The 24,211-nt window shown below is 44.9% G+C and carries 23 protein-coding genes and 1 pseudogene; 8 read left to right on the forward strand and 16 right to left on the reverse strand.

Annotated features, from left to right (window positions below):
* Positions 1-40: 40 nt before the first annotated feature.
* Together ACEYCN_RS03075 and ACEYCN_RS03080 are read right to left on the reverse strand one after the other, a co-directional pair.
* Entirely contained in the window at positions 41-1,210 is a 1,170-nt protein-coding gene (locus tag ACEYCN_RS03075) for a MalY/PatB family protein (protein WP_373712830.1), read from the reverse strand.
* 1 nt (position 1,211) lies between these two features.
* Positions 1,212-2,303, reverse strand: a complete 1,092-nt coding sequence (locus ACEYCN_RS03080; protein WP_373712831.1) for a cystathionine gamma-synthase — start codon at positions 2,301-2,303, stop codon at positions 1,212-1,214.
* A 166-nt stretch (positions 2,304-2,469) separates the two neighbouring features.
* Between ACEYCN_RS03080 and ACEYCN_RS03085 the strand changes: the two genes are divergently transcribed.
* From ACEYCN_RS03085 to ACEYCN_RS03105, 5 genes are all read left to right on the forward strand, one after another.
* Positions 2,470-3,903: a UDP-N-acetylmuramoyl-L-alanyl-D-glutamate--L-lysine ligase gene (locus ACEYCN_RS03085; RefSeq protein ID WP_373712832.1), complete on the forward strand. Its 1,434-nt coding sequence runs from the start codon at positions 2,470-2,472 to the stop codon at positions 3,901-3,903.
* Between the two features lie 112 nt (positions 3,904-4,015).
* Positions 4,016-4,801 (forward strand): ABC transporter ATP-binding protein, encoded by a 786-nt coding sequence (locus tag ACEYCN_RS03090; RefSeq protein ID WP_373712833.1) that lies wholly within the window; start codon positions 4,016-4,018, stop codon positions 4,799-4,801.
* 13 nt (positions 4,802-4,814) lie between these two features.
* Positions 4,815-5,744: an ABC transporter substrate-binding protein gene (locus ACEYCN_RS03095; RefSeq protein ID WP_373712834.1), complete on the forward strand. Its 930-nt coding sequence runs from the start codon at positions 4,815-4,817 to the stop codon at positions 5,742-5,744.
* 14 nt (positions 5,745-5,758) lie between these two features.
* Positions 5,759-6,784: a FecCD family ABC transporter permease gene (locus tag ACEYCN_RS03100; RefSeq protein WP_373712835.1), complete on the forward strand. Its 1,026-nt coding sequence runs from the start codon at positions 5,759-5,761 to the stop codon at positions 6,782-6,784.
* Positions 6,781-7,788: a FecCD family ABC transporter permease gene (locus ACEYCN_RS03105; RefSeq protein WP_373712836.1), complete on the forward strand. Its 1,008-nt coding sequence runs from the start codon at positions 6,781-6,783 to the stop codon at positions 7,786-7,788. Before ACEYCN_RS03100 ends, ACEYCN_RS03105 begins: the two co-directional genes overlap by 4 nt.
* A gap of 2 nt (positions 7,789-7,790) precedes the next feature.
* On the opposite strand, the gene ACEYCN_RS03110 is transcribed toward ACEYCN_RS03105, so the two are convergent.
* The 6 genes and pseudogenes from ACEYCN_RS03110 to nagB all read right to left on the reverse strand — a co-directional run bounded on the left by ACEYCN_RS03110 (position 7,791) and on the right by nagB (position 15,066).
* A complete protein-coding gene (locus tag ACEYCN_RS03110; RefSeq protein ID WP_373712837.1) occupies positions 7,791-8,399 on the reverse strand; it encodes a hypothetical protein in 609 nt (202 codons plus the stop codon).
* 20 nt (positions 8,400-8,419) lie between these two features.
* Complete coding sequence (locus ACEYCN_RS03115) at positions 8,420-9,139, reverse strand: pseudouridine synthase (protein ID WP_373712838.1); 720 nt, start codon at positions 9,137-9,139, stop codon at positions 8,420-8,422.
* Positions 9,140-9,190: 51 nt separating this feature from the next.
* Positions 9,191-9,403: pseudogene (locus ACEYCN_RS03120) on the reverse strand (6-phosphogluconolactonase); the annotation flags it as partial.
* 96 nt (positions 9,404-9,499) lie between these two features.
* Positions 9,500-12,109: a DEAD/DEAH box helicase family protein gene (locus ACEYCN_RS03125; RefSeq protein WP_373712839.1), complete on the reverse strand. Its 2,610-nt coding sequence runs from the start codon at positions 12,107-12,109 to the stop codon at positions 9,500-9,502.
* Positions 12,110-12,112: 3 nt separating this feature from the next.
* Positions 12,113-14,092, reverse strand: coding sequence for a DNA methyltransferase (locus ACEYCN_RS03130; RefSeq protein ID WP_373712840.1), 1,980 nt, complete (start codon positions 14,090-14,092; stop codon positions 12,113-12,115).
* Positions 14,093-14,364: 272 nt separating this feature from the next.
* Positions 14,365-15,066, reverse strand: coding sequence for a glucosamine-6-phosphate deaminase (gene nagB / locus ACEYCN_RS03135; RefSeq protein WP_373712841.1), 702 nt, complete (start codon positions 15,064-15,066; stop codon positions 14,365-14,367).
* A gap of 102 nt (positions 15,067-15,168) precedes the next feature.
* On the opposite strand from nagB, the gene ACEYCN_RS03140 reads away from it, so the two are divergent.
* From ACEYCN_RS03140 to ACEYCN_RS03150, 3 genes are read left to right on the forward strand one after another with little or no spacing between them, the layout of a single operon-like run.
* Positions 15,169-15,342 carry a hypothetical protein gene (locus tag ACEYCN_RS03140; protein WP_373712842.1) on the forward strand — a complete coding sequence of 58 codons (174 nt, stop codon included), beginning with the start codon at positions 15,169-15,171 and terminating at the stop codon, positions 15,340-15,342.
* Positions 15,343-15,350: 8 nt separating this feature from the next.
* The gene (queA, locus tag ACEYCN_RS03145; protein ID WP_373712843.1) at positions 15,351-16,379 is read left to right on the forward strand and encodes a tRNA preQ1(34) S-adenosylmethionine ribosyltransferase-isomerase QueA; all 1,029 of its coding nucleotides are present in this window, start codon (positions 15,351-15,353) and stop codon (positions 16,377-16,379) included.
* A gap of 11 nt (positions 16,380-16,390) precedes the next feature.
* Positions 16,391-16,864 carry an arginine repressor gene (locus tag ACEYCN_RS03150; RefSeq protein ID WP_373712844.1) on the forward strand — a complete coding sequence of 158 codons (474 nt, stop codon included), beginning with the start codon at positions 16,391-16,393 and terminating at the stop codon, positions 16,862-16,864.
* Between the two features lie 14 nt (positions 16,865-16,878).
* Here ACEYCN_RS03150 and ACEYCN_RS03155 read toward each other — a convergent pair whose 3' ends face one another.
* The 8 genes from ACEYCN_RS03155 to ACEYCN_RS03190 form a co-directional block, all read right to left on the reverse strand.
* Positions 16,879-17,826, reverse strand: a complete 948-nt coding sequence (locus tag ACEYCN_RS03155) for a sensor histidine kinase (protein ID WP_373712845.1) — start codon at positions 17,824-17,826, stop codon at positions 16,879-16,881.
* Positions 17,823-18,488 carry a response regulator transcription factor gene (locus ACEYCN_RS03160; protein ID WP_373712846.1) on the reverse strand — a complete coding sequence of 222 codons (666 nt, stop codon included), beginning with the start codon at positions 18,486-18,488 and terminating at the stop codon, positions 17,823-17,825. The genes ACEYCN_RS03155 and ACEYCN_RS03160 overlap by 4 nt, the downstream gene beginning before the upstream one ends.
* 44 nt (positions 18,489-18,532) lie before the next feature.
* A complete protein-coding gene (locus tag ACEYCN_RS03165; RefSeq protein ID WP_373712847.1) occupies positions 18,533-20,533 on the reverse strand; it encodes an FtsX-like permease family protein in 2,001 nt (666 codons plus the stop codon).
* 1 nt (position 20,534) lies between these two features.
* Positions 20,535-21,287: an ABC transporter ATP-binding protein gene (locus ACEYCN_RS03170; protein WP_373712848.1), complete on the reverse strand. Its 753-nt coding sequence runs from the start codon at positions 21,285-21,287 to the stop codon at positions 20,535-20,537.
* A 25-nt stretch (positions 21,288-21,312) separates the two neighbouring features.
* Complete coding sequence (locus tag ACEYCN_RS03175; RefSeq protein ID WP_373712849.1) at positions 21,313-21,465, reverse strand: hypothetical protein; 153 nt, start codon at positions 21,463-21,465, stop codon at positions 21,313-21,315.
* Positions 21,452-21,574 carry a hypothetical protein gene (locus ACEYCN_RS03180; RefSeq protein WP_373712850.1) on the reverse strand — a complete coding sequence of 41 codons (123 nt, stop codon included), beginning with the start codon at positions 21,572-21,574 and terminating at the stop codon, positions 21,452-21,454. Before ACEYCN_RS03180 ends, ACEYCN_RS03175 begins: the two co-directional genes overlap by 14 nt.
* A 181-nt stretch (positions 21,575-21,755) precedes the next feature.
* Positions 21,756-22,205 carry a GNAT family N-acetyltransferase gene (locus ACEYCN_RS03185; protein WP_373712851.1) on the reverse strand — a complete coding sequence of 150 codons (450 nt, stop codon included), beginning with the start codon at positions 22,203-22,205 and terminating at the stop codon, positions 21,756-21,758.
* 392 nt (positions 22,206-22,597) lie between these two features.
* Entirely contained in the window at positions 22,598-24,208 is a 1,611-nt protein-coding gene (locus ACEYCN_RS03190) for a C69 family dipeptidase (protein WP_373712852.1), read from the reverse strand.
* Positions 24,209-24,211: the final 3 nt, after the last annotated feature.

Consider the following 24,211-nt stretch of genomic DNA (forward strand, 5'->3'; position numbering starts at 1 on the left):
TTTCATTATAACAAAAAGAAATCGCAGCTGCGACTTCTAACTAGGTTTCTTTACCAAAAACCTGAACGATGCGTTGGCAGGCTTCCTTGACAGTTTCGAGGGGCGTGGCTGTATTGAGTCGGGCGTGGAATTTACCTTCCTTGCCGAAACTGAGACCGTCGTTCAAGACCACCTTGGCTTCCTTCATTAGTTTTTCTTGAATCTGCTCATTGGACAGGCCATAGGCTGAGAAATCCAGCCAAATCAGATAGGTTCCCTGGGGTTTCATGACCTTGATTTGGCTATGTTCTGTCAGGAAATCCACTGTATAGTTGATGTTTTCTTCCAAAACTTCCTTCAGTTGGTCCAGCCAGTCCCTGCCATGACGAAAAGCGACTTCAGTGGCAATCAGGCCTACCGTTGGAATTTCATGCTGGTTGTTGGCCAACTGCTGCTTGGTGAAGGCTTTTCGTAGGCTCGGATTTTCGATGATGGCAAAGCTATTTTTGGTCCCTGCAATATTGAAGGTCTTGGTAGCTGAGCTTAAGATAAGGCTGAAATCTTTGAAATCTGGCGAGACAGTGTTAAAACTGAGGTGCTTGTGGCCAAAGAGGGCCAAATCCTGGTGAATTTCATCTGAAATCAGGATGACACCGTGTTTCTGACAGAGCTGACCAACTTTTTCTAACTCTTCCTTGGTCCAGACACGGCCCCCTGGATTGTGGGGGCTACAAAAGATATAGAGCTTGACCTGATTCTCTATGATATCAGCTTCCAACTGGTCAAAATCAAGGGTATATTGACCATCCTTTTCAACCAAGGAATTGCTGATGAGTTGCCGCTTATTGAGTCGAACGGTGCGGGCAAAGGGTGAGTAGACAGGGCTATTAATCAGGACCGCATCCCCTTCTTTGGTCAGGGCTTGAATGGCCACCGTAATGGCTGGCACAACTCCTTCGATAAAGACGACATCTTCTTTCTGAATGTCATAGCCATGCTGATTTTTCTCCCAATCGATAACGGACTGATAGAGACTGTCTGCAAATAGAGAATAGCCATATACATGGTCTTGTGCATAAGCAATCAGCGCTTCTTTAACCTGAGGCAAGGGCAGAAAATCCATATCCGCCACCCACATCTGCAAGAGATCTGGATCTGTCTCACTGCTATGCCACTTCATGGTGTTTTGCCCAAGGCGATTTGGGCGGGTGGTAAAATCGTATTTGGTCATCTTAGGCCTCCAGGGCTTCTTTTAGGTCGGCAATCAAGTCTTCCGCATCTTCGATACCAATGGAAATACGCAGCAAATCATCGGTCAGGCCATAGGATTGGCGGATGTCGGCTGGAATGTCCAAATGGGTCTGAGTAGATGGGTAGGTGATCAGGGATTCAACACCGCCCAGGCTTTCAGCGAAGGTGAAGACAGACAAGTGATTGATAATGGTTGGAATCTTGCTCTCGTCTACAACCTTAAAGGAAATCATGCCGCCCTTGCCTGTGTAGAGAACTTCCTTAACAGCTGGATGGCCCTTGAGAAAGTCTACGACATACTTGGCATTTTGGGTTGAGCGCTCCATCCGTAGAGACAGGGTTTTGAGCCCCCGCATCAGGAGATAACTGTCCAGTGGAGAAAGGGTTGGCCCTGTTGTATTTTGGTCGTAGAACAACTTATCGTAAATGGCCTGGTCGCTGGTAATCAGGACCCCTGCCAGCACATCATTGTGGCCTGACAGATACTTGGTCGCCGAATGCAGGACAATATCAGCCCCCAGGGCAATGGGATTTTGATAAATGGGGCTGTAAAAGGTGTTGTCTACAATGACTTTGGCGCCATGGGCATGGGCTTTTTCTGCCACCTTAGCAATATCAAATTCCACCATGAGAGGATTGGTTGGTGTCTCAATGAAGACATAGTCTGTGTCCTCGCTGATAGCTGCCAGCATCTCTTCTTCTGTGTTGGTATAAGTGAAGAAATAGCGTCCCTTCTTCTCCTGTTCATTGAACCAGCGGAAGGAACCGCCATAGAGGTCTCGGGCTGCGACAATCTTGGATTGCTCCGGGAAACTGTTAAAGAGCAAAACCAGGGCTGCCATGCCAGACGAGGTTACCAAGGCATAGTCTGCCTTCTCAATCTTGGCCAAAGTTTTTTCCAGGGTCAAGCGGGTCGGATTTTTGGTTCGGGTGTAATCAAAGCCAGTCGATTGGCCAAACTCAGGATGCTGGTAGGTGGTTGAAAGGTAAATGGGGGCAATCAGGGCCCCTGTTTTTTCATCTGAGTTGATACCGGCATGGGCTAAAATAGTATCTAATTTATAATCTGACATGTCTCATCCTCCACAGTATTTCTACCATTTTACCATTTTCCTATGGCCTTTTCTGCTCCTGTCCCTATATAAATTTCAAAAGCAGGTCTTAGTTATTATCTATCGGTCAGGTGGCAAATGGCGATTTTTGCTTGTCAATCTGGTCTAATCGGTTTACAATAGAGTCATGATAAAGATTGAGACTGTATTAGAAATTTTAAAAGCTGATGACAACCTTCTTTCGGCAGCTGAGGAAACAGGCGCTAGTCAGCTTATCTTCACCCAAGTTAGCTATGATAGCCGAAAGGCTGATGCCAATACCCTCTTTTTTGCCAAGGGGGCTGCCTTTAAGAAGGAATTTTTGGAAAAAGCCATCGCTGCTGGTTTGCAGGTCTATATCAGCCAAGTGGACTATCAAGTGGGTATTCCTGTTATTTTGGTCAAAGATATCAAGCAGGCCATGAGTTTGCTGGCCATGGAATTTTACGACCATCCAGAGCGAAATCTCAAACTGCTGGCCTTTACTGGGACCAAGGGCAAGACCACTGCTGCCTATTTTGCCTATCATATCCTGAAACAAAGCCACAAGCCTGCCATGCTGTCTACTATGAATACGACCCTGGATGGCAAGACTTTTTTCAAGTCCACCCTGACCACACCTGAAAGTCTGGACTTATTCCAGATGATGGCTGAGGCGGTCGCAAATGGCATGAGCCACCTAATAATGGAGGTTTCCAGTCAGGCCTATCTGGTCAAACGGGTCTACGGCTTGACCTTCGATGTCGGTGTCTTTCTCAACATCAGTCCGGACCATATCGGGCCAATCGAGCATCCCAATTTTGAGGACTACTTCTACCACAAGCGGCTCCTGATGGACAATAGCCGAGCGGTCATTGTCAATAGTGGTATGGATCATTTTGATGTCGTAGCCCAGCAGATTGCCCAGAAAGACCATGATTTCTATGGCAAGGATTCTGAAAACCAGATTGTAGACAGTCAGGCCTTTGCTTTTACAGCTTCCGGAAAATTGGCTGGCCCCTATGATATCCAGTTAATTGGTCATTTCAACCAGGAGAATGCCATCGCTGCTGGTCTGGCCTGTCTGCGATTGGGGGCCAGTCTAGCAGATATTCGCACTGGCATTGCCCAGACCTCTGTGCCTGGTCGGATGGAGGTTTTGACCCAGCAAAATGGGGCCAAGGTCTTTGTTGATTATGCCCACAATGGCGATAGTCTGGAAAAACTCCTGTCGGTCGTTGCCGAGCACCAGAAAGGCCAGAATATCCTAATTCTGGGTTCGACTGGAAATAAGGCGGAAAGCCGCCGGGCTGATTTTGGCCGTGTTATCCAGAATAGGCCGGACCTCCAAGTCATTTTGACAGCCGATGACCCCAACCGGGAAGATCCCCAGAAGATTGCGGAGGAGATCGCTTCTTATGTCGACCGGCCCCTGACCATTATGGTAGACCGAGAAGAGGCCATTCAAAAGGCCCTGTCCCTGACTTCCTCCGCTGCTGATGCGGTGATTATTGCGGGTAAGGGGGCTGATGCCTATCAGATCGTCAATGATGAAAAAGTAGCCTATCCTGGTGATCGCCAGGTTGCTTCTCTCTATCTATAAGGAAAGCCAGATTATATCTGGTTTTTAATTTTTCTTTAATTGTCAGAAAACTATTGTTTTATGAGAAAACTTTGGTATAATATGTTTAGAAATAGATAAAGGGAGGAAAGCTGTGACATCCATTCAGGCTGATGCCATCCGAGTGGTTTACGACGATCGGGTTATCATTGACTCCTTGTCGACCACCATTCCCAAGGAAAAAATCACCACCATCATCGGTTCCAACGGTTGTGGCAAATCGACCCTGCTCAAGGCCTTGACCAGGATCCTTCCTGTCCAAGCTGGAGCAGTCTATCTGGATGGGCAGGCCATTGCTCAACTGCCAACCAAGGAGGTGGCTCGAAAGCTGGCCCTCCTGCCCCAGGTCTTGGAGGCTACGGAGGGAATTTCAGTCTATGAACTGGTCTCCTATGGTCGCTTTCCCCATCAAAATGGCCTGGGCTATTTGTCTGACCTGGACCGGGAAAAAATCAACTGGGCCTTAGAGGTCACGCAAACCACTGCCTATGCCAGGCTGCCAGTGGATGATTTGTCTGGTGGTCAGAGGCAGCGGGTCTGGATTGCCATGGCCTTGGCTCAGGATACAGACACCATCTTCCTGGACGAACCCACCACTTATCTGGACCTCAACCATCAGCTGGAAGTCCTTGAACTCTTGAGGGACCTCAATCAGACCAGACAGAAAACCATTGTTATGGTCCTCCATGATGTCAACCTGTCGGCCCGTTTTTCAGATTATATGATTGCCATGAAGGAGGGGGAGATTCGCCATCGCGGTCCTGTCTCAGACATCATGACGGCAGATATTCTCCGTGATATTTTTCAGATTAATGCCCAGCTCTTGCAGGTTCCTGGCCAAGATTACCCCACATTACTAACCTATGATTTAATCAAATAAAAGGAGATTTTTTATGAAAAAGTTTTTAGCAGCATGTAGTTTGGTGCTTGCCTTTGTTTGGCTGGCAGCCTGCTCCAGCTCACAACCTTCTACCGAGGTTGAATTGTCCAGCATGCCTGAGATTGAAGGCATCACCTACCACGGGGATATTCCCAAAAATCCTCAAAAAGTGGTCAACTTTGCCTATTCCTACACAGGTTACCTCCTGCAGCTGGGAATCGATGTCTCTAGTTACAGCCTAGATTTGGAAAAGGATAGTCCTGCCTTTGGTGACCAACTCAAGGACGCTGTTCAGCTGACTACTGCGGATACCGAGGCCATTGCTGCCCAGGAACCAGATGTCATCTTGGTTTTTGCTGGAGATGATAACCTGGAGACCTTGAAAGAAATTGCCCCAGTCATCGAAATCACCTATGGCAAGAGTGACTATCTGGAAATGCTGACGGATGTGGGACAAATTTTTGGCAAGGAAAAAGAAGCCCAAGCCTGGCTTGACCAGTGGGAGGAAAAAGTAGCTGCTAAGAAGAGTGAATTGAAGGACATCATTGATGAAAGCACCACCTTCACTGTCATGGATTTCTTTGACAAAAACATCTACCTCTACGGTGACAACTTTGGTCGTGGCGGTGAGTTGGTCTACAAGGCTCTCGGTTTTGCAGCCCCTGCCAAGGTCCAAGAGGACATCATCAGCAAGGATGGCTGGTTCAGCGTTTCCCAAGAAGCTCTGCCAGACTATATCGGTGACTATGCCTTGGTCAATGTCAATGCCAGCACCCAAGAAGCTGCAGCTTCCCTCAAGGAAAGTGACATTTGGAAGAACCTGCCTGCTGTCCAAGCTGGCCATGTGTTGGAAGTGGATTACAACCTCTTCTACTTCTCTGACCCTATGTCTCTTGATTTGCAGATTGAGGCCTTTGTCCAAGCTGTCAAAGACGCCCAATAAAAAGGAAAACATACATGAAACAAGAAGAAACTCTTCTTCATCATCCAAGAAAGCCAAAGCAACTTTGGCTTGTTTTTTTCATCATCTGCCTGCTATTTTTGGCGGGAATCTATCTGAGTTTGCGCTTTGGAACCATCTCCTATAGCCACCGTCAGCTGATAGAAGTCTTGCAGCAACCCACGGTCCAATCAGCTGTCCAGGATGTCGTTGTCGATTTGCGGATGCCACGAGTCCTGGCAGCCATCTTGGTGGGGGCTGCCATGGCCCAGGCTGGAGCCATGATGCAGGGAATCACCCGCAATGCCATTGCCGATCCAGGCCTTCTAGGCATCAATGCTGGGGCAGGCCTGGCCCTTATCCTAGCCTATGCTATCTTTAAAAGCCTGCATTACAGTCAAATCTTGGTCATTTGCTTATTGGGTTCTTGTTTGGCAGCCATCCTGGTTTTTTCCCTTTCCTATCAGGCTCAAAAGGGCTACAATCAGCTGCGGCTTATCCTATCCGGGGCCATGGTTGCCAGCCTCTTTTCTGCCCTTGGTCAAGCTATCACCATCTACTTTGACCTTTCAACTGCGGTCATCGGCTGGCAGGCAGGGGGCTTGGTCCAGGTCAACTGGAAGATGTTGGCCATGATTGCCCCCTTCATTGTGCTGGGTCTTATCCTGGCTCAGCTTTTTGCCCATCAGCTGACCATTCTCAGCCTCAATGAAACAGTAGCTAAAAATCTGGGGCAACGGACCTTCCTGATGACCTTGATATTACTGGGCATCGTCCTCTTACAATCCGCTGCGGCTGTGGCCCTGGTCGGCTCCCTCTCCTTTGTCGGCCTCATCATCCCGCATTTTATCCGCATGTTTACAGGGAAAAATTACCGAATCCTCTTGCCTCTGACGGCCTTTGCGGGAGCTAGTTTCCTCATCTGGGTGGACCTGATTTGTCGGTCTATCAACCCTCCAGTTGAAACTCCGATGAGTGCTGTCATCAGCATCATTGGCCTGCCTTGCTTCCTCTGGCTCATCCGAAAGGGGGAACACTTATGATGAAAAAGAAACACCTCCTTCCGACCTTTACCATCCTGCTCCTCTTGCTGCTGCTAGCTTTTCTGATTTCCTTGTCTGTTGGCTATGCCAACTCCTCTTTTTCTGATCTCCTGGATGTAGTAACTGGACGGGCTGATTCATCCACCTTGCTCATCATCGGGCGGATTCGGTTGCCCCGCATCTTGGCCTCTATGATTGGCGGAGCTTCCCTGGCCTTGGCTGGCTTGCTCCTGCAAACCTTGACCCGCAATCCTCTGGCGGATTCGGGTATCTTGGGTATCAACACGGGTGCTGGCTTGGTAGTTGCCATTCTGGTGGGACTTTCATCCAGTATCCATCCCGTTTTGCTAGCCTTCACTCCCTTCTTTGCCATGCTGGGGGGAGGTTTGACCATCTTTCTAGTCTACTGGCTGGCCCGTAAAAAACTCTATGGTATCCATCCCACGCGCTTGATTATCACAGGAGTGGGAATATCCAGCATGCTGTCTGGCATCATGGTCAGCATTATCAGCAGCCTGGATGATTTCAAGATGGAGTACATCGTCCAGTGGCTGAGCGGTCGAGTAAACGGCGGAGATTGGTCAACCTTGATGATATACAGTCCCCTTCTTATCTCGGTCTGGTTAGTAACCTTTAGCCGCTGTCGATCTCTCAACATTATGAATCTCAATGACCAAACCGCCATGGCTCTGGGACTGCATTTGCAAAAGGAAAGGCTGGCCACTCTGGTCTTGGCAACTGCTTTGGGCGCCCTTAGTGTCGTACTCGTTGGCAACATCACCTTTGTGGGACTGATTGCTGGCCATATCACGCGCCGTTGGTTGGGCAATGACCACCGCATCACCATTCCAGCCAGTATGCTGCTGGGTAGTCTCCTTCTCCTTTTGGCCGACACGGTGGGACGAGTTTTGCTGGTCGGAACAGGTATCCCAACAGGCATCATCGTCTCCTTGATTGGAGCCCCCTACTTCCTCTATCTCTTAAAACAAACCCAACCCAGTTGAGCTCAACTGGGTTGGATTTTGTTATGTGAAAGACAACGATCACACCATATTTTCACTTGTTGACCGACTTCTTCTCTGGTCAGTCCATCTACATTTAAAACATCTACATGCTCCTGTCCTAAAAACCATTGTCGTTTTAAAGGCAACAAGTGTTGCAAGTAAAAATCAAAGAAGTTTCTACTCCGACTCTTATCACTTTCCTTATTTCTTCGTAAATACGCTTCTGATGCATCCAAAAATAAGATGCGAGTTGGCACGCACTGCTTTAAACTGTTCAATTCATCTCTCAATGCCTCTTCGACTGGCCAATCTTTCCCAATTGCTTTGGGATAATGTAGGGTATAAAACTCAATTTCCTCTGCCCCAAAATCCATGATTGTACATAGGAAATTCTTTGCCTTCTCCCATCTTTTGATTTCATGCTGAATCCATAAACGCTGAATTTCTACAAAACCTTCAAATGTATTTTTGTCCAACTGCCGTCTCGTAATTTCTTTAATCACCTCACTGGTATCTTCATATTGGACATGAAGATAGGGAGCATGCTCCTTTAGATAGTCGGCAGCACTTGTCTTTCCCACTGCCATACAACCTTGCAGAGATAAAATCATCTTTCTAACCTCCTATTTTTCTAATCAAAATACTTCTTTAAAACCTTGATTTCTTCCTGACTTAGTTGCCGGTAGGCTCCGGCTGGTAAGGTATCTTCCAGCTCAAAGCCACCAAAGGAGATACGCTTGAGATAGGTGACCTTGACACCGTATGCTAAAAACATCTTCTTGACCTGATGAAATTTCCCTTCTGAAATGGTGACTCTAGCCCTGCCATGGCCCTTTTGGCTGGATAAGACGGTCAACTGAGCTGGCTTGCAGCTGGTTCCATCCAAAAAGGTCACCCCATTTTCAAAAAAAGCTGGTGCATCAGGATGCAGGGCATCATTGACCTCTACATAGTAGGTTTTGTCCACATGGTGTTTGGGATGGAGCATGCGAAAACCCAAGGGGCCATTGTTGGTGAGGAGAACCAGCCCTTCAGTATCTCGGTCTAGGCGTCCAATGGGAAAAATTCCAGGCACTCGGTCCTCCTCCCTCAGTAAATCCAAGACCGTCTGGAATTTAGAATCAGAACAGGCTGAAACCACACCAGCTAGTTTGTTGAGGAGAAAATAACTTTCTTTTGCGGTTACCAGTTTTTGTCCTGCCACTCGGATATCCTGCAGATGGCTGTCCACAATCTGACCTGGCCTCTGGACCACTTGCCCATCGACCGTGATTTGCTGGCTGCGAATCAATTTTTTTATTTGCCTGCGGCTGGCCAAGCCAGCCCCTATGATGGCCTTGTCTAATCTCATGATTTGATTATACCAAAAAAGAACCCTGAAAGGCAGAGTTCTTGATGGAGGTTACAATTTTGATGCTGCGGCTTCGTCTGCGATGACAATGACATCCGCATGTTTTTGGAGGATGCTGGCTGGCAGGTCTTCGGTCACAGGACCATTGACCATCTTAACCACCGCATCTGCCTTTTGCTCCCCAAAGGCCAGCAAGAGGATGGTTTTTGATTTCATGATGGAGGCAATTCCCATGGAAACCGCCTGTTTAGGTACCTGGTCGAAGTATCCGAATAAATAATTTGAATTTTGTAAGTCCAAGACACATTAACGATTTACTCTATTTATTCCTCCGTAAGTTGACTTTGGTGCCTTGAAGTGTCACAACCTTCGCAATTCTTCTTTTACTAAATCCTTGCTCACCACCTCATTAAAGAACGGCAAACCAACAATACGATAGCGGTCATCATCAACCAGTGTTCTCGCCTCGTCTCGCTCAGAAATTTGAAGCAAGAATTCTTCCTTCCAGCGATCATACTCTATGAGCTGTTTTCCTTTCGGTTCAATGAAAATCTGCCACGAAATATTTCCAGTCCTTTTATCGTTCGCAAACATAAGAAAATCTGGTTCGAATGGTTTTCCGTTGTCAAAGTTATAAATTCTTACGGCTTTTTCATTTCGAAGCAAGTAAATATCGGTCCATTTTTCTTCAAGATCTCCAATCACATCTTGGATGGTTTTCACAAGATACTTTTCTTCGTCTGTTCCAAAGTTATCATCATATGCATACCAATCCAAAACATCTATATTAACATGGATTTCATTATTTGGATCCTTTTGTGAAAGTCCCATTTCTTTATTTCCGTTTGATTTGATGGTGTATTTCCTTAAAATATTATCTTCAAAAATGTCTTTAATCTTGTACTGTTCAAACTTTTCTGAACCAAAATAACGTTCCTCAGTCGCAATCAAATCTTTCTCGATAACATGAAGCAGTTTTTCCGTGATATAAAGTTTATCATCTGGAGTAAAATCAGACATCATTTGATATTGAGATTCAACTCGAATATCAATATCTGCGAGCATACCAATAAAGGCAGATACACTTCCAAGAGCTACAAAGGCTTTTTGGAGATTATCAAAGGTAAATTTTTTGTTGCGATTAATAGCTGCTCGAACAATATTGTTGCCGATAACTTTGCTAAATTTGAAAGTAATTACCTCTAAAGATTCAGAAACGTACATTGCTTCATCAAAAGCTTCAATGTCTCGAACGCCTTGGGTTGGCAATTTGATTTCAAAAGACTTAGGAATAAAGGATGTATCGAATAGACTTTCTTGTCGCTCTCCGAGCATTTGCTCATACGGAATCCTACTATTCATCCATACGACACCATCAGTATACGTCCGTGTCCTCTTAAAAGACTCCTTTAGATTGAGTTCACGCGCTTTCAAATAACCATCATCAAGTAAACCATTCTCACGCAGAACCTGTTTGAACTCTGAAATATATTTTGGATTATTAGCAGAGTGATAATGAAGTTGTTCAATGACACGGAGTTCATTATTTTCATTATCATCAAACTTACGAGTGTATTTTTCCTCCAGATTATCACCAATCACAAAGGGATAGTAGCGTGCTCCGCGACCTATCAGCTGTTTCTCTGTGTTTGTTGTTTTTCCTGCGACAAAGCCATTTTTCGTAGTCTTACCATCTCGAGTATCGTAGAGGCGTACAATATCGAAAAGGTTAAGAACATCCCAGCCTTCATTAAGCATATCCACAGCGAAAATCGCACGGATTTCATTTGTTGGTCGTTCCAGGGTGTTGAGGAGGTTGAGACTGTCTTTATTCTTATTTTTGCCATCAACTAAGAGTAAGCGTTCTTTTCGAAAATCCTCTCGAAGCTCTGCTATCAAATCAGCATCTGAGATGTCAACTTTTTTGAAATAGGAAAATGCTTTTTTCAAAATATTAGACTTCTCATCCGTTTCTGAAACAAGGTCACGATGTATCTGAATATCGGCCGGAATAAGACTATCCAGCAAACCTAAAAATGCGTCCAAATTTTCTTGACTTTCTGCAATTTTCTGTGACTTAAACATGACCAAGGGTTTTAGATTAATTTCGTTTTTCAGCGCGATTTTCTTACGGTATTGGCTAATGATAATTGCTTGTAGCATACGATGATTGACATCACCATCCACCAGGTGAAAGAGTACATCTTTGGAATATTTATCTAAACGAAATTCTTTCAAATCATACTTAAACAACAGGGAATTTTGATATTTTTGAGCGATCGCTTGGTTTGTTAAATCAATTGTTGCGGTAAACTCAAAGATACTGGACTTTTTCGCTGTCTTTTGAATCACCTCAATGGTACTCGTCCAGCTGGTATTATCCTTTTTCTCGTTCGTGTCCAATCCAGCATTCAAGTGGTGAGCTTCATCCGCCAACATGACAACCGAAATATCTTTAAACTGCTCATAAGAGAGACGATTTTCTCTCGGAGTATTAAGGTCTTGGTGAAGCTTTTGGATAGTAGTAAAGACGATGTTAATACTATCATCACGGCTATCTGAAAAATCCGTCACTTCACGCACTGTCACTATTTGTCCATCCATGACAATCTTTTCCGCAAAAAGATACTTACCAGAAGCACTTTCTAAGAAGTTATCCTTTGTTTTCGTCAGGATATTATCGTTGTTCACAAAGAAAATAAAATTTCGCTCACCTTGCTGGTACTTCTCCAAGATAACCGCAGCCATCAATAGCGTTTTACCAGAACCCGTCGCCATATTGTAGAGAACTTGCTCTGGAATGAGACGATTTTTGTCTGTTTTGTAGTGAAGATAACGTCCAATAGCCTCCTGCTGATAAGGTCGTAAGGGGTACTTCAAATTTTTCGTGAGGTAATCTGGCAAATCTGCCCGAAAATCCTTAAAGCCAGACCGACTGACTGTATCATAGGTTTCGTAAATAAATGGCATGGCTTACTTTTCCTTTCCGTAGAAAGCGTAATTGAGCTTTTTGTCCTCTGCTGAAATCTGATAATCACTATCATCAATATCAGAATAATTCACATAGAGGTTATTGTTATCAATGATTTCAGACAAGATTTGCTTTTGCTCCGCCAAGGACAATTGACAAAACTCATTCTTTTTCAACTTTTTAGGGTCGATGCGATAGGACAAGAAAGAAGATTTTTTCGCAAGCTCAAACAGTTCTAATAATTCTTCCGTTGTTGTTGCCTCAAAAATCGCATTTTTGAAATCTTGAGCGTCGTTTTTCAGTTCAGCATAGACAAAGCTACCACCACCAGACCAGTTGACAGCTTTGGAGATGCCAGTTTGATCGCCCCCTATAACTCTACTTAACCTTGCCACACTATCGTTTTCCCCATAATTTAGCTGTTCCAGTCCAATATATTGTCGTTTTAGCTTGTGGGCTACAGCTGCAGTTGTCCCTGAACCCAAATGATAATCAAGAACCAAATCACCGTTATTTGTAGCTAGTTCAATAATTCTTCGAATCAATTTTTCTGGTTTTTTCCCACCTTTTAAGGTGACACCACCTTCTTTGGCAATACCTTCATAAGGTGTATCCGTCCAGATATTTGAAAGCTGAATACTGGGAACACGATTTCCATCAATTTCTCTAATTTTTTTAGAATAGAATGATATTTCTTGCCCATTTTTAACGTAAACATCATAGTTTTCATCTCTCGACTGAAAAAATATTGTCTGTGGGGTTTTTCGGGACTTATCGCGTAACTCTACTAGAATAGAACTGGCGTTATTGTTTATAGTTGTATAGCGAAATACTGAATCCGCATTTTCCAAAGCAAAATCAGCGACAAGGTTTTCAAAAAAGGTTTGGCCTAATTCCTTTACAGCAAGACGCTTCGTCTCATAACCTTGCTGTTTCGCAACATATTCTCCGATATTCTCGATTTTCCAATCTGTAAAATTATCTGTTTTATTTACAACGTATTGATTATAGTTAGGGTCATAATCCGAGCGCACAAATTGCGGATTATATTTCCACTTAGATTTATCCTTGGCAAACGATAAAATATACTCTGCTGTCTCAAACACTCCTGGATTGACACTAGCAAATCCCGAAGGAGACTTAGTCTTTAAAGTGATTTTATTTATGAAATTATTCTTCTCTCCCTTATTGAAAACATCTTTGAGCAAAACATGCAGTTCACCTACACCATCATCACTAATTTGAACAAATAATGCACCATCATCAGATAATAATTCCCTAGCGACTTCTAATCTATTTTTCATAAATACTAGCCAAGTGGATAATTTGAAATTAGAATTATATTGGAATGTATCTTCCGGTTTAATTTTCTCAAAATAATATGGCGGATCAATGTAAATCAACTTAACCTTCCCTGCAAAGCGTTTCTTGAGGCTATGAAGGGCAATGAGGTTATTACCTTTGATAATGAGATTATCAGTGTCATTAAGTTCTTCTACTTCATGCTCGCCAGTTTCATCATACCGTTTGAAGTTGGTCAAAACCTTATCATCTAGTAGACGATTGATTTCAGTAGGTGCCAGAGTTTCGTTAAAGAAAATCTCCTGACGTTTGGCATCCTCCTTAGTCTGTCCCCCCTCTAGCACACAATCTTTGTATGGAAAATTCAGGACAACTTCCTGATTTTCTGATAGGTACTTGTCGCCGGTCGCCAAACCGATTTTAGTCTTGTAGGCGGTAAAGCTGTCAGGGAGAAACTCCTTATTGTTCAAAAACTGCAAAAAGACGTCTTTCTTGAAGACAAGAGCGCCAGTATCTAGAGTAGAAAAGAAATGCTTGGAAATATTATCATTACTCATCAATAGATTAAGGAGTTCAGGATTGTATTGCCTCGCCAGCTCTGCCAGTTTATTTTTATTGAGCACACCTTCCACCATAAAAGTGTCATTTTGTGCCAGAAGTTGCTCCAATTCTTGCTTCATTATTAGGTCTACCTTTCAGCTAAAATTTTGTGAAGGGCTGATAGGATTCCTTTATTATGAATATAATAAAGGAAGGGTATACCCTTCGGATTTCTTAAATTTTTATGTTTCTATTATAGCATATATTGAGCTCGTTCTCGCATTTTTCTTGACGGTTTTCACTGTTCGTTCAAATCTATCTGATTAAAAAACTAAAGTGATTTTATTGTGCAAATACATTGTAAATTCAATACCAAAAAAGAACCCTGAAAAGGCAGAGTTCTTGATGGAGGTTACAATTTTGAAGCTGCGGCTTCGTCTGCGATGACAATGACATCCGCATGTTTTTGGAGGATGCTGGCTGGCAGGTCTTCGGTCACAGGACCATTGACCATCTTGGCCACCGCATCTGCCTTTTGCTCCCCAAAGGCCAGCAAGAGGATGGTTTTTGATTTCATGATGGAGGCAATCCCCATGGAAACCGCCTGTTTTGGTACCTGGTCGATACTGTCAAAGAAGCGGCTGTTGGCTTGAATGGTATCCTCAGCCAAGTCCACCACATGGGTGGTCATGTCAAATGGAGTTCCTGGTTCGTTGAAGCCAATATGGCCATTGCGGCCAATGCCTAAAATCTGCAGGTCAATAGGATGGCTGTCAATAATGGCATCATAGCGCTCAACCTCTGCCTGCAAGTCTTGGGCAAGTCCATCTGGCAAAAAGTTCTGTTGGAAAGGCTTGGCATCAAAGAGGTGCTGGCGCATAAAGGCAACATAGCTCTGCTCATTTTCAGCAGGGAGACCTACATATTCGTCCAAGTTGATACTGGTCACATCAGAAAAATCCAAGTCACTATTGACAATTTCTTGATAGAGGGTCAAAGGGGTGCTTCCTGTCGCAAGTCCCAGTGTCTTGGCGCCCGCCGCTAGCTTTTCAGACAAAATTTCAAAAGCAACTTTCCCGCCAGCCAGGTCATCTTTTACGGTGATAATTTTCATTATTCTTCCTCCTTGAGTGGTTATAACCATTATATGGTATATACCAATTTTTGTCAACCACCAAGTCCCATAAAATGTCCCCATCTATGGTATAATGAAGACATGTTACAACAATTATTAATTCTCTTTTTTATTGGCTTTGGTCTTTGTCTGATTGCCCACTTTCTCCGTAGTCAAAAGGGCCTCAAATACACACTAAATATCATCGGAGGCCTCCTTATGGCCATTCCATTTGCTCTCTTGATTTACTTTTTATTGATTATTTTCTCTCACTAAGGACGACTATGAATACCAAAGATTTTGATTTTGATTTACCTGAGGAGCTGATTGCTCAGACACCACTGGAGGTACGGGATGCCTCTCGTTTACTCATTTTGGACCGGAAAAAAAAGACACTGACTGACAGCCACTTTGATAGTATCCTGGACCAACTCCAGCCAGGTGATGCCCTGGTCATGAACAATACCCGGGTTCTGCCTGCCCGTCTTTACGGCCAAAAGCCTGATACCCATGGACATGTGGAGCTACTTTTGCTGAAAAATACCCAAGGTGATCAGTGGGAGGTTCTGGCCAAGCCAGCTAAGCGCCTTCGAGTCGGTGCCAAGGTTGAATTTGGCGATGGCCGCCTTCTAGCCACCGTTGTGGAGGAATTGGAACATGGTGGGCGCATTGTAGAATTTAGCTATGAGGGGATTTTCCTAGAGGTCTTAGAAAGCCTAGGGGAAATGCCCTTGCCGCCCTACATCCATGAAAAATTGGAGGATCGCGAACGCTACCAGACCGTCTATGCCAAAGAAAATGGCTCCGCTGCCGCCCCGACTGCCGGCCTCCATTTCACAGAAGACCTGCTCCAAAAAATCGAGGATAAGGGAGTTCATCTGGTCTATCTGACCCTGCATGTCGGCCTTGGAACCTTCCGCCCTGTTTCGGTAGACAATCTGGATGAACATGAGATGCACTCTGAATATTACCAATTCAGCCAAGAGGCTGCAGACACCCTCAACCAGGTCAAGGCCAAGGGAGGCCGAGTCGTGGCGGTTGGGACAACCTCTATCCGCACCCTAGAAACCATCGGCAATAAATTCGACGGCCAGCTGAAAGCCGATGCAGGCTGGACCAATATTTTCATCAAGCCAGGTTATGAATTTAAGGTGGTCGATGCCTTCTCCACCAATTTCCACCTGCCCAAGTCTACCTTGGTCATGTTGGTGGCTGCCTTTGCAGGCCGTGATTTTGTTTTGGAAGCCTATCGTCATGCGGTCGAAGAGCGCTACCGCTTCTTCAGTTTTGGCGATGCCATGTTTCTTTCTTAAAAGGAGGAAGGATGAATAAAATTGAAAGCCGTCACCAGCTCATCCGTTCTCTGGTTATGGAAAATAAAATCCATACCCAGCAGGAACTGCAGGAGCTACTGGAGCTCAACGGAGTCGAGGTGACCCAATCCACCCTTTCGAGGGATATTAAGTTGCTCAACCTGGTCAAAATCACCGAATCAGGTTCCAGCTACTATGTGATTAACAGTATCGCCCCCTCCCGCTGGGAAAAGCGCCTGCGCTTCTATATGGAAGATGCCCTAGTCATGCTCAAACCTGTTCAGCACCAGGTCGTGTTAAAATCCTTGCCGGGCTTGGCCCAATCCTTTGGCTCCATCCTGGATGCTTTGGAAATCCCCAAGGTCGTGGCAACCGTCTGCGGAGACGATGTCTGCCTCATTATCTGCGAAGATGCCGATGCGGCCCAGGAATGTTTTGAATATCTCAAGCAGTACACACCCCCATTTTTCTTTAGTAAACGCTAAAGAGCTAGGTTTGCCTAGCTCTTTTCTTTGTATATGAAAACCTGGGTGCCTTCTTCCACCTGGCTGTGGACGCGGATGGCCAAATCCAGCTTGTCCAGCACCTGCTTGGTCATGTAGAGGCCTAGACCTGTGGCCTTCTTGTGCTCATGTCCATTGTAGCCTGTAAAACCTTCCTCAAAGAGGCGGGGCAGGTCTTCTGGCAGGATGCCCATGCCAGTGTCCGCAATCTGGATGCCGTCTTCATCCAGTTGGACCTGGATGTGACCGCCCCTTTTCGAATACTTGATGGCATTGTCCAAAATCTGGGAAATGGCAAAGGACAGCCATTTTTTGTCCGACTTGAGCTGCCAGTCACCGCTGACTTCCACGGAAAGCTCCTTTGCCAGGCAGGATACTCGGTATTTCTTGACCAGATCAACCACCAATTCTCGGACGGAGCAAACTTCGAATCGGAAATCATCCTTGTTGCCAGAAAACTTGAGGTAGGTCAGGAGGGTATCCAGGTAATTTTCAAGCCGCAGTAATTGCTGGCGAACTTCCTGCCGGTCCAGCTGATCGGTCTGGGCCATGAGGGACAGGGCCGATAGGGGGACTTTCATCTGGTGGCTCCACATTTTGACCATGGTCTGCAGGGATTCCATTCGTGACTTTTCAACCAATCCTTTCTCTGACTCAGCAGCTAATAACTGTTCAATCAACTGTTGATAAGCTAGTTCAGATGGTAATGATAAGTCATCCAAATCCTGAACAAAGAAAAAGTTCTGTATCAAGAGCAGTTTCTTCCGAAACTGAATGAAAAGCCAAATGGTCACTATCAAAAGAAGGGTCAGATTAAATAGAAGACTGACTACAAAGTAGCCCAGCGGCAGATGATAAAGATAAAAGCTTAGAAAATAGAGTGCGGACATCAAGGCATACATGCTATACCAGATCTTATATTCCTGAAAGAATTTCCAAATCATTTGAGTAAATAGCCAACTCCTCTCACAGTATGCACACGATCAAAACCAAGGGGAATAATTTTTTTTCGCAAACGGGTTATGTTAACACTGAGGGTATTTTGGTCGATAAAATTCTCATCTTCCCAAAGTTTCTCAAGTAATTCCTCTTTTGATACTACCTGGTCCTGATGGGTGAATAAAATAGTCAAAATCTTATTTTCAGTCGGAGACAGGGAAACTTGATCGTATCCATTTGATAGGACGCCATCGCGATTGAGCGTAAATTCATCCAGCTGAAAATCATCTGTTGTAAATTTCTGGCTTCTGCGCAGGAATGCAGCAATCTTTGCATCTAAGATGGTCAGGGAAAAAGGTTTTGAAATAAAATCATCCCCGCCCATATCCAACGCCATCACCGTATCCATCTCATCATCGCTAGAAGAGATAAATAGAATCGGAACTGTTGATGTCTTACGAATTTCTGTTGTCCAATAAAAACCGTTGAAATAAGGGAGTGTAATATCCATCAGAATCAAATCTGGTTTGATGGTTTCCACTTCATTTCGAATGTCTCGAAAATTGTTGACACGATACACTGTATAGGATTGACGCAGATGATTGGTCAACAAATCCACAATAGTCTGATCATCTTCGATAATAAATATTTTTTCTTGTTTCATCATATTGTTATTTTATCAAAAAAGTGACGAAAAATCGTCACTTTTCCTTAGCGCTCAATCAGTTTGTAGTAGGTTCGGCTGGTAATTTTGTAGATGATAAAGTAAATCACTACGATTGCTACTACTGTCGCGGCACTGATACTGTAAATCAAGATGTCACCTTGCACTCCAAAGAAGAGGAGTAATTTCTTGAGAAGGGGCAAAGCAATTAGATAGTGCAACACTGCTACTCCAAGCGGCATAAAGAAGACATAGAGAATTTGTGAGTTAATGGATTTCTTAACGGCCTCAAAACTCATCCCCACCTCTTGCAAAATCTTGTATGAACGCTTATCCTCTGTTCCTTCTGATAATTGTTTGTAGTAAATAATCAAAGCTGCGCCTAAGAGAAAGGCAGCTCCTAGAAGGAAGCCGATGAAAAGGAAACCGCCGGTTAACTGAATTCCTTCTTTTTTGAAAGCAGCTTCTGTCGTGACTACTCCATAGACTTTATCTGTTTGTAGGCTACCTGTCTGAATAATAGAGGCTTCTTGTTCCTTTTCTGTCAGTGTTGCAAAGCTGCGTCCTGACAGAGACGCTGGAAAGTTTGCATATTGATTGTAGGCTGCCATCATGCTATCTAATGTCGCCTGATTTGGTACAATTAAGACACCTGCACGGACAATTGTATTCAGCACCTCCATACCTTGAATCTGTTTGATATTTTCAACGTTGGTAAAAGTATTTCCAAACCAATGAAGTTTCTTAAACACTAACGGATTGATGCGATCATAGTCGTAAAAAGCTACTTCTCCTGCTTGCAATTCCCTTAAAGAATTGCCCATTTCTCGGAAATCATCCTGTGTTAGAACATTCAACATCCCTACCGCATCAAAACCTGACATGACAGGATTTTTTTTCATGAAAACTTCATCTACTGTCATTGTCGATTTGGTTTCAAAGGGTACAGTAAAGGTAGCTTGGAAATAGGTGCGTAGTTGCTCATTGGTAAAGTTGGGATTTAGGGCCTGAACAGACGGTACAAACTGCTCCCTGATTGTTTGGCGTGCCTCATCGGGACTCGTTTGAATATCCATTAATTCAATTTTGACATTATTCTCCTGCGGAAAATTCATCTCCACCAAATTTGCAGATCCTGTATAAAGGGCAACGGTGGTGCCGACCGTTACAAAAGCCATGGTTGCCAATAAGGCGATATTCGCCAAACCTGTTGCATTTTGCTTCATCCGAAAAATCATCTGAGAAGTATTGATAAAATGTTCTGGTTTGTAAAAATAGTTCTTGTTTTTACGGCGAAGTTTTAGATACCAGGTGGTAAAACTGATAAAGAAGAGGTAGGTTCCTGGAATTACAAACATAATGGCTGTGAAGAAACGGGTCACACTGGTCACTGCAGACATTTGCCCTGATGATAGGGACAGGTAGTAACCACAGCCAATCAAGGCCACACCAATCAAGGCCAAAAAGACATTACCACGGGGCTCACGCTCACCTTGGTGCTGATTTTTAAAGAGGGCAAGCGGAGCAGTCCGACCGACTTTAAGGATGTTAATCAGTTCCAACACTGCAAATATGACTGCAAATAACGCTGAGCTAATGAGAAAAGCAACAGGATTGACACTGAAATTCAGGGCATCGTACTGGATGATATTCGCAAAGATCAGGTAGAGAAAGTTGGAAAATACAGCCCCAAGGAGACTTCCGACGACAACAGTAATCAGATAAACCATGGCTAGCTCGATGGTGGAAACTAAAGCAATTTTTCCCTTGGTCATCCCTAACATATTATAGAGACCGAACTGGCGACTACGCTGTTTGAGCAGGAAATTAAAACTATAAATGCTCATTATCAAAGCAAAGATACTAAGGACAATGCTCGCCAAGCCAAGTGCATAGTTCCCCGTACTAATCTTTTCAGCAACTGGACTAGTTTGAATTAACAAGGTTGTATTGGATAAGACATAGGTCACTATACAAGACAGGATAAAGGGGAGGAACTGTTTCAAAGATTGTTTGAGATTATTCCAGGCGAGTTTGAAATAAAACATCCTACTCACCTCCTAACAAGGCGCTCATGCTGAGAGAAATTTCCTTGCTAAATTCATTGTTGGACTTATTCCCCCGATATAGTTGGTGGAAAATCCGCCCGTCCTTGATAAAGAGGACCCGATTGGCATGGCTGGCCGCATTGGCTGAGTGGGTCACCATGAGGATGGTTTGCCCATCCAAATTGATTTCCTCAAAGAGGTTGAGCAGGTCTTCTGAGTTGCGGTAGTCAAGGGCTGCAGTCGGCTCATCAGCTAAAATAATCTGCGGTTGAGTAATGAGGGCTCGGGCAATGGATACTCGCTGTTGCTGGCCGCCTGATAGCTCGAAAGGTCGCTTGTTCAACAACTCTACAATCCGTAATTTTGGGGCAACATTCACCAAGCGGTTCTCCATTTCCTGATAACTTTTCCGGTCCAGGACCAGGGGCAAAAAGATATTATCACGGACATTGAGGGTGTCCAGCAGGTTAAAGTCTTGGAAGACAAAGCCTAGATTTTTCAAGCGAAAGCTGGCCAGGTCCTTTTCCTTGATTTTGGTAATATCCTTGCCATCCAAGATAACAGACCCGCCGCTTGGCTTGTCCAAGGTCGCTAGGATATTGAGCAGGGTGGTTTTGCCAGATCCCGACTCACCCATGATGGCGATAAACTCTCCCTTGTCCACCTTAAAATCGACATCCTGCAAGGCATTGGTCACTTCCTTTGAAAAGCGGGTCCGATAAACTTTCTCCAAATGATTGATTTCTAATAACATATCATACTCCTTTTTTTATTATAACCTAAATGGCTGATTTTCCATAGATGGGGTGAACAGAGGTCCTGACCTGCTTGAGCGGTCTTCTGCCCAGCCAATACCAGATGGCCAGACTAGCAAATCCGCCAACTAAGATGAGGGCAATCGTGATAAAACTGTACAAATCAAGATTTGACATGGTCCAGACCTCCTTTTGTCAAGATAGTTGAAAGCAGATAAACAAGGACACTGATGATGGCCATAGACCCCAAGACAAGGACAGCCACCAAACTTCTGAGCATTCGCATCATAGACCTCCTTCTCCCCAGCCAGATGCTGGGCTTTTCTTTACACTCTCAGTATACCGAAATCCCAGGCCCTCAAACTTACAAAGCCAACCTGTCAACTTACAGTTTTGTAAGGTTGAAGGGAATAGGGGGAGTAAAAATTGAATGCGCAAAAAAACACCCCTTTCGGGGTGGGCACTTGCTAATCTTCCATGACCAGGAGCATGTCCTTGTGCGGGATGTCATCTTCTAGGTACATGTCGGATATGGGTTGGAAGCCGAAGGATTTGTAGAAGGCTTCCAGGTAGGTTTGGCCGGAGAGCTGGATGCGTTTTTGGCCCAGTTCTTCGACCAGAAAGGCTAGGGAGCGGGCCATGAGTTGCTGGCCCAGGCCTTGCCCGCGGTGGGATGGTGCGACTAAGACGCGACCGATAGAGGCTTGGGGAAAACTGAGGCCAGGTGGCAGAAGACGGGCATAGGCGACGATGTCGCCATTGTCTTGGCCAAGGAGATGGTAGGATTCCTGGTCCTTATTGTCCACCTCCTGGTAGGGGCAGGCTTGCTCCACCACAAATACAGCGGTTCTCAGATAGAGGATGGCATAGAGTTCATCCAAGGTCAGATCTTGAAATTGTTTGATGGTCCATTCCATGGGGCTTCTCCTTTGATTGTTATTATCCTAAGACTGGCTGAGCAATAAGTCCATCCTTTTTATTTAGTTCGTGATAACACCTTAGCGCAGTGGTTGATTGGCAGATTTGTTCGTGTTCCACACTCCAAATCTGACCTCTACGACTGATGCGAACAGAGTTCGCTCTATTTGCAACCTCCAAAGGTTCCCCAAACCTTTGGAGCTGTGCGGGGTGGGAGTGAAACAGTCTGGGGATAGACTGTTTCAGCTCAACAACTGGAAATAAAGGCTTGTTGACGAACTCTTTTTCGATTTGTCGAGTTCTTTCCCACTCCCACAAAGCCTAGAGTGGGTAGGACACTCTAGGCAGGGGTCTCATTCCATCTAGATTGCGAATGTTGGGGGGACTGGCCTTAGGATTCAGCCTTTGATTTTTTATAGAAAATAGCAAGGCCTACGATACCGAGTCCAATCAAAGCTCCAATACCAAGCATTAGGAGGTTATTGGTGGAGCTTGTTGTTGTCTCTGTATCCGCACTATCTGTTGGCAAGGCCGCCACCCGTTCTTCCATGGAGCCTTCTATTTCCTTGAGGCGGGCAAAGGTTTCTTCTGCCCGTTTCATACTTTCTTGGGTTGCTAATTCACTGGCCTTTTCTGGATCAGAGGCTACCAGGCTAATCATTTCTTTGTCAAGAGCCTCTTGTTGGGTCATCCACTCGGCTTCCAGGGCTTTGACTTCATCAATGACTTCTGTTCCGAATTCATCTGGATATTGCGCTGCCATGTCATTGATATGGGAAATGACCCAGTACCAGGAATCAGGGCTGTACTCTGTACTCTTATCTTGATAGGCCTTGTAGGTATCCGTGATATTGCCATAGTAAGGCAGATAAGGGGCATTGCGTGGGCTGCCCATAGCCAACCACATGACACCACCACCTACTTCTTTTGGCAGACTGTCTTTCAAGTGGAAGATGTGGGCTTCCATGACATTTTGGTTGGAAATGGGATAGGCATAACCATCAACAGCTTTCTTGCCATCTGGTTTGCCCTTACCATCCAATTCCATCTGGTCCAGAGGCTTCAAGTCCAAGCCTTCAAAGTGATTGCGCTGCAGGGCCATGGCATCTGCCAGGCTGTACTTTTTATCACTGGAATGCAGCAATTCATAATACTCGTCTTCATAAGTAATGTCCGCATCTGGATCCAGGGCCTTGATACCTGAGTAAGATCTGGACCGATTGCCATCAGAGAGCGGTGGATTGTAGGATTGGGCGATATGAAAGGCTCCGTCCACTTCCTGATAGGTTCCCGCCTCTTTAGCCAAATCCATGACACCGGCGGATGCGATGACATTTTCCGTATCAGAAAAATCTACATGGCCCAGGTAGAAGGTGTTTGGAAAGACAGCGAATTTATCGCTTGGGAATTTGATGGCTACATACTGGTGACCGGACAGGATTTCCATATACCAGATGCCTTCCTTGTCGGCCAGGAGGACGATATTGCCTTCTGCTGAGCCTTTTTCCGTCACGATTTTAGCCAGAAGCTCCACACCCTCACGGGCTGTCTTGGCATTTTGCAAAACCACACTGGCCATGGAGGACTCTGCTAGGCCATTTTCAACATAGGGGTCCAGCGCCAAAATCTTATCATTGGCAGTGGCGGATACGGTGGCAGAAATGGAGAGGCCATGTTCATTGAAGCCGGCCTCGTCATAAACACCTTGTTCTGGTGTCACATCTGGTACAGCTGTGTATTTGTGAGAGGTGGCTGGCAGGGGATATTCAAAGCCATTGGCCTCATCCTTCCAGGTCGCTCCCTCAGGATTGTCCGTACGAGGATAGACGACAAAGGTCTTATTGTGGTTGGGCTCCAAATCTTCTGTTCGGCCATAGAGCCAGGAACCATCTTCCGTCAAGTCTTTTCCAATGATGAATCCAGTACAGGCCAAGACAGTTGGCTGGAGAACAAAGAGACTAGCACACATCAATAGGAAAAGGGCGATACATTTTTTAAGCATGTA

This window comes from Streptococcus sp. (assembly GCF_041802885.1).
In the GTDB taxonomy this organism is placed as follows: domain Bacteria; phylum Bacillota; class Bacilli; order Lactobacillales; family Streptococcaceae; genus Streptococcus.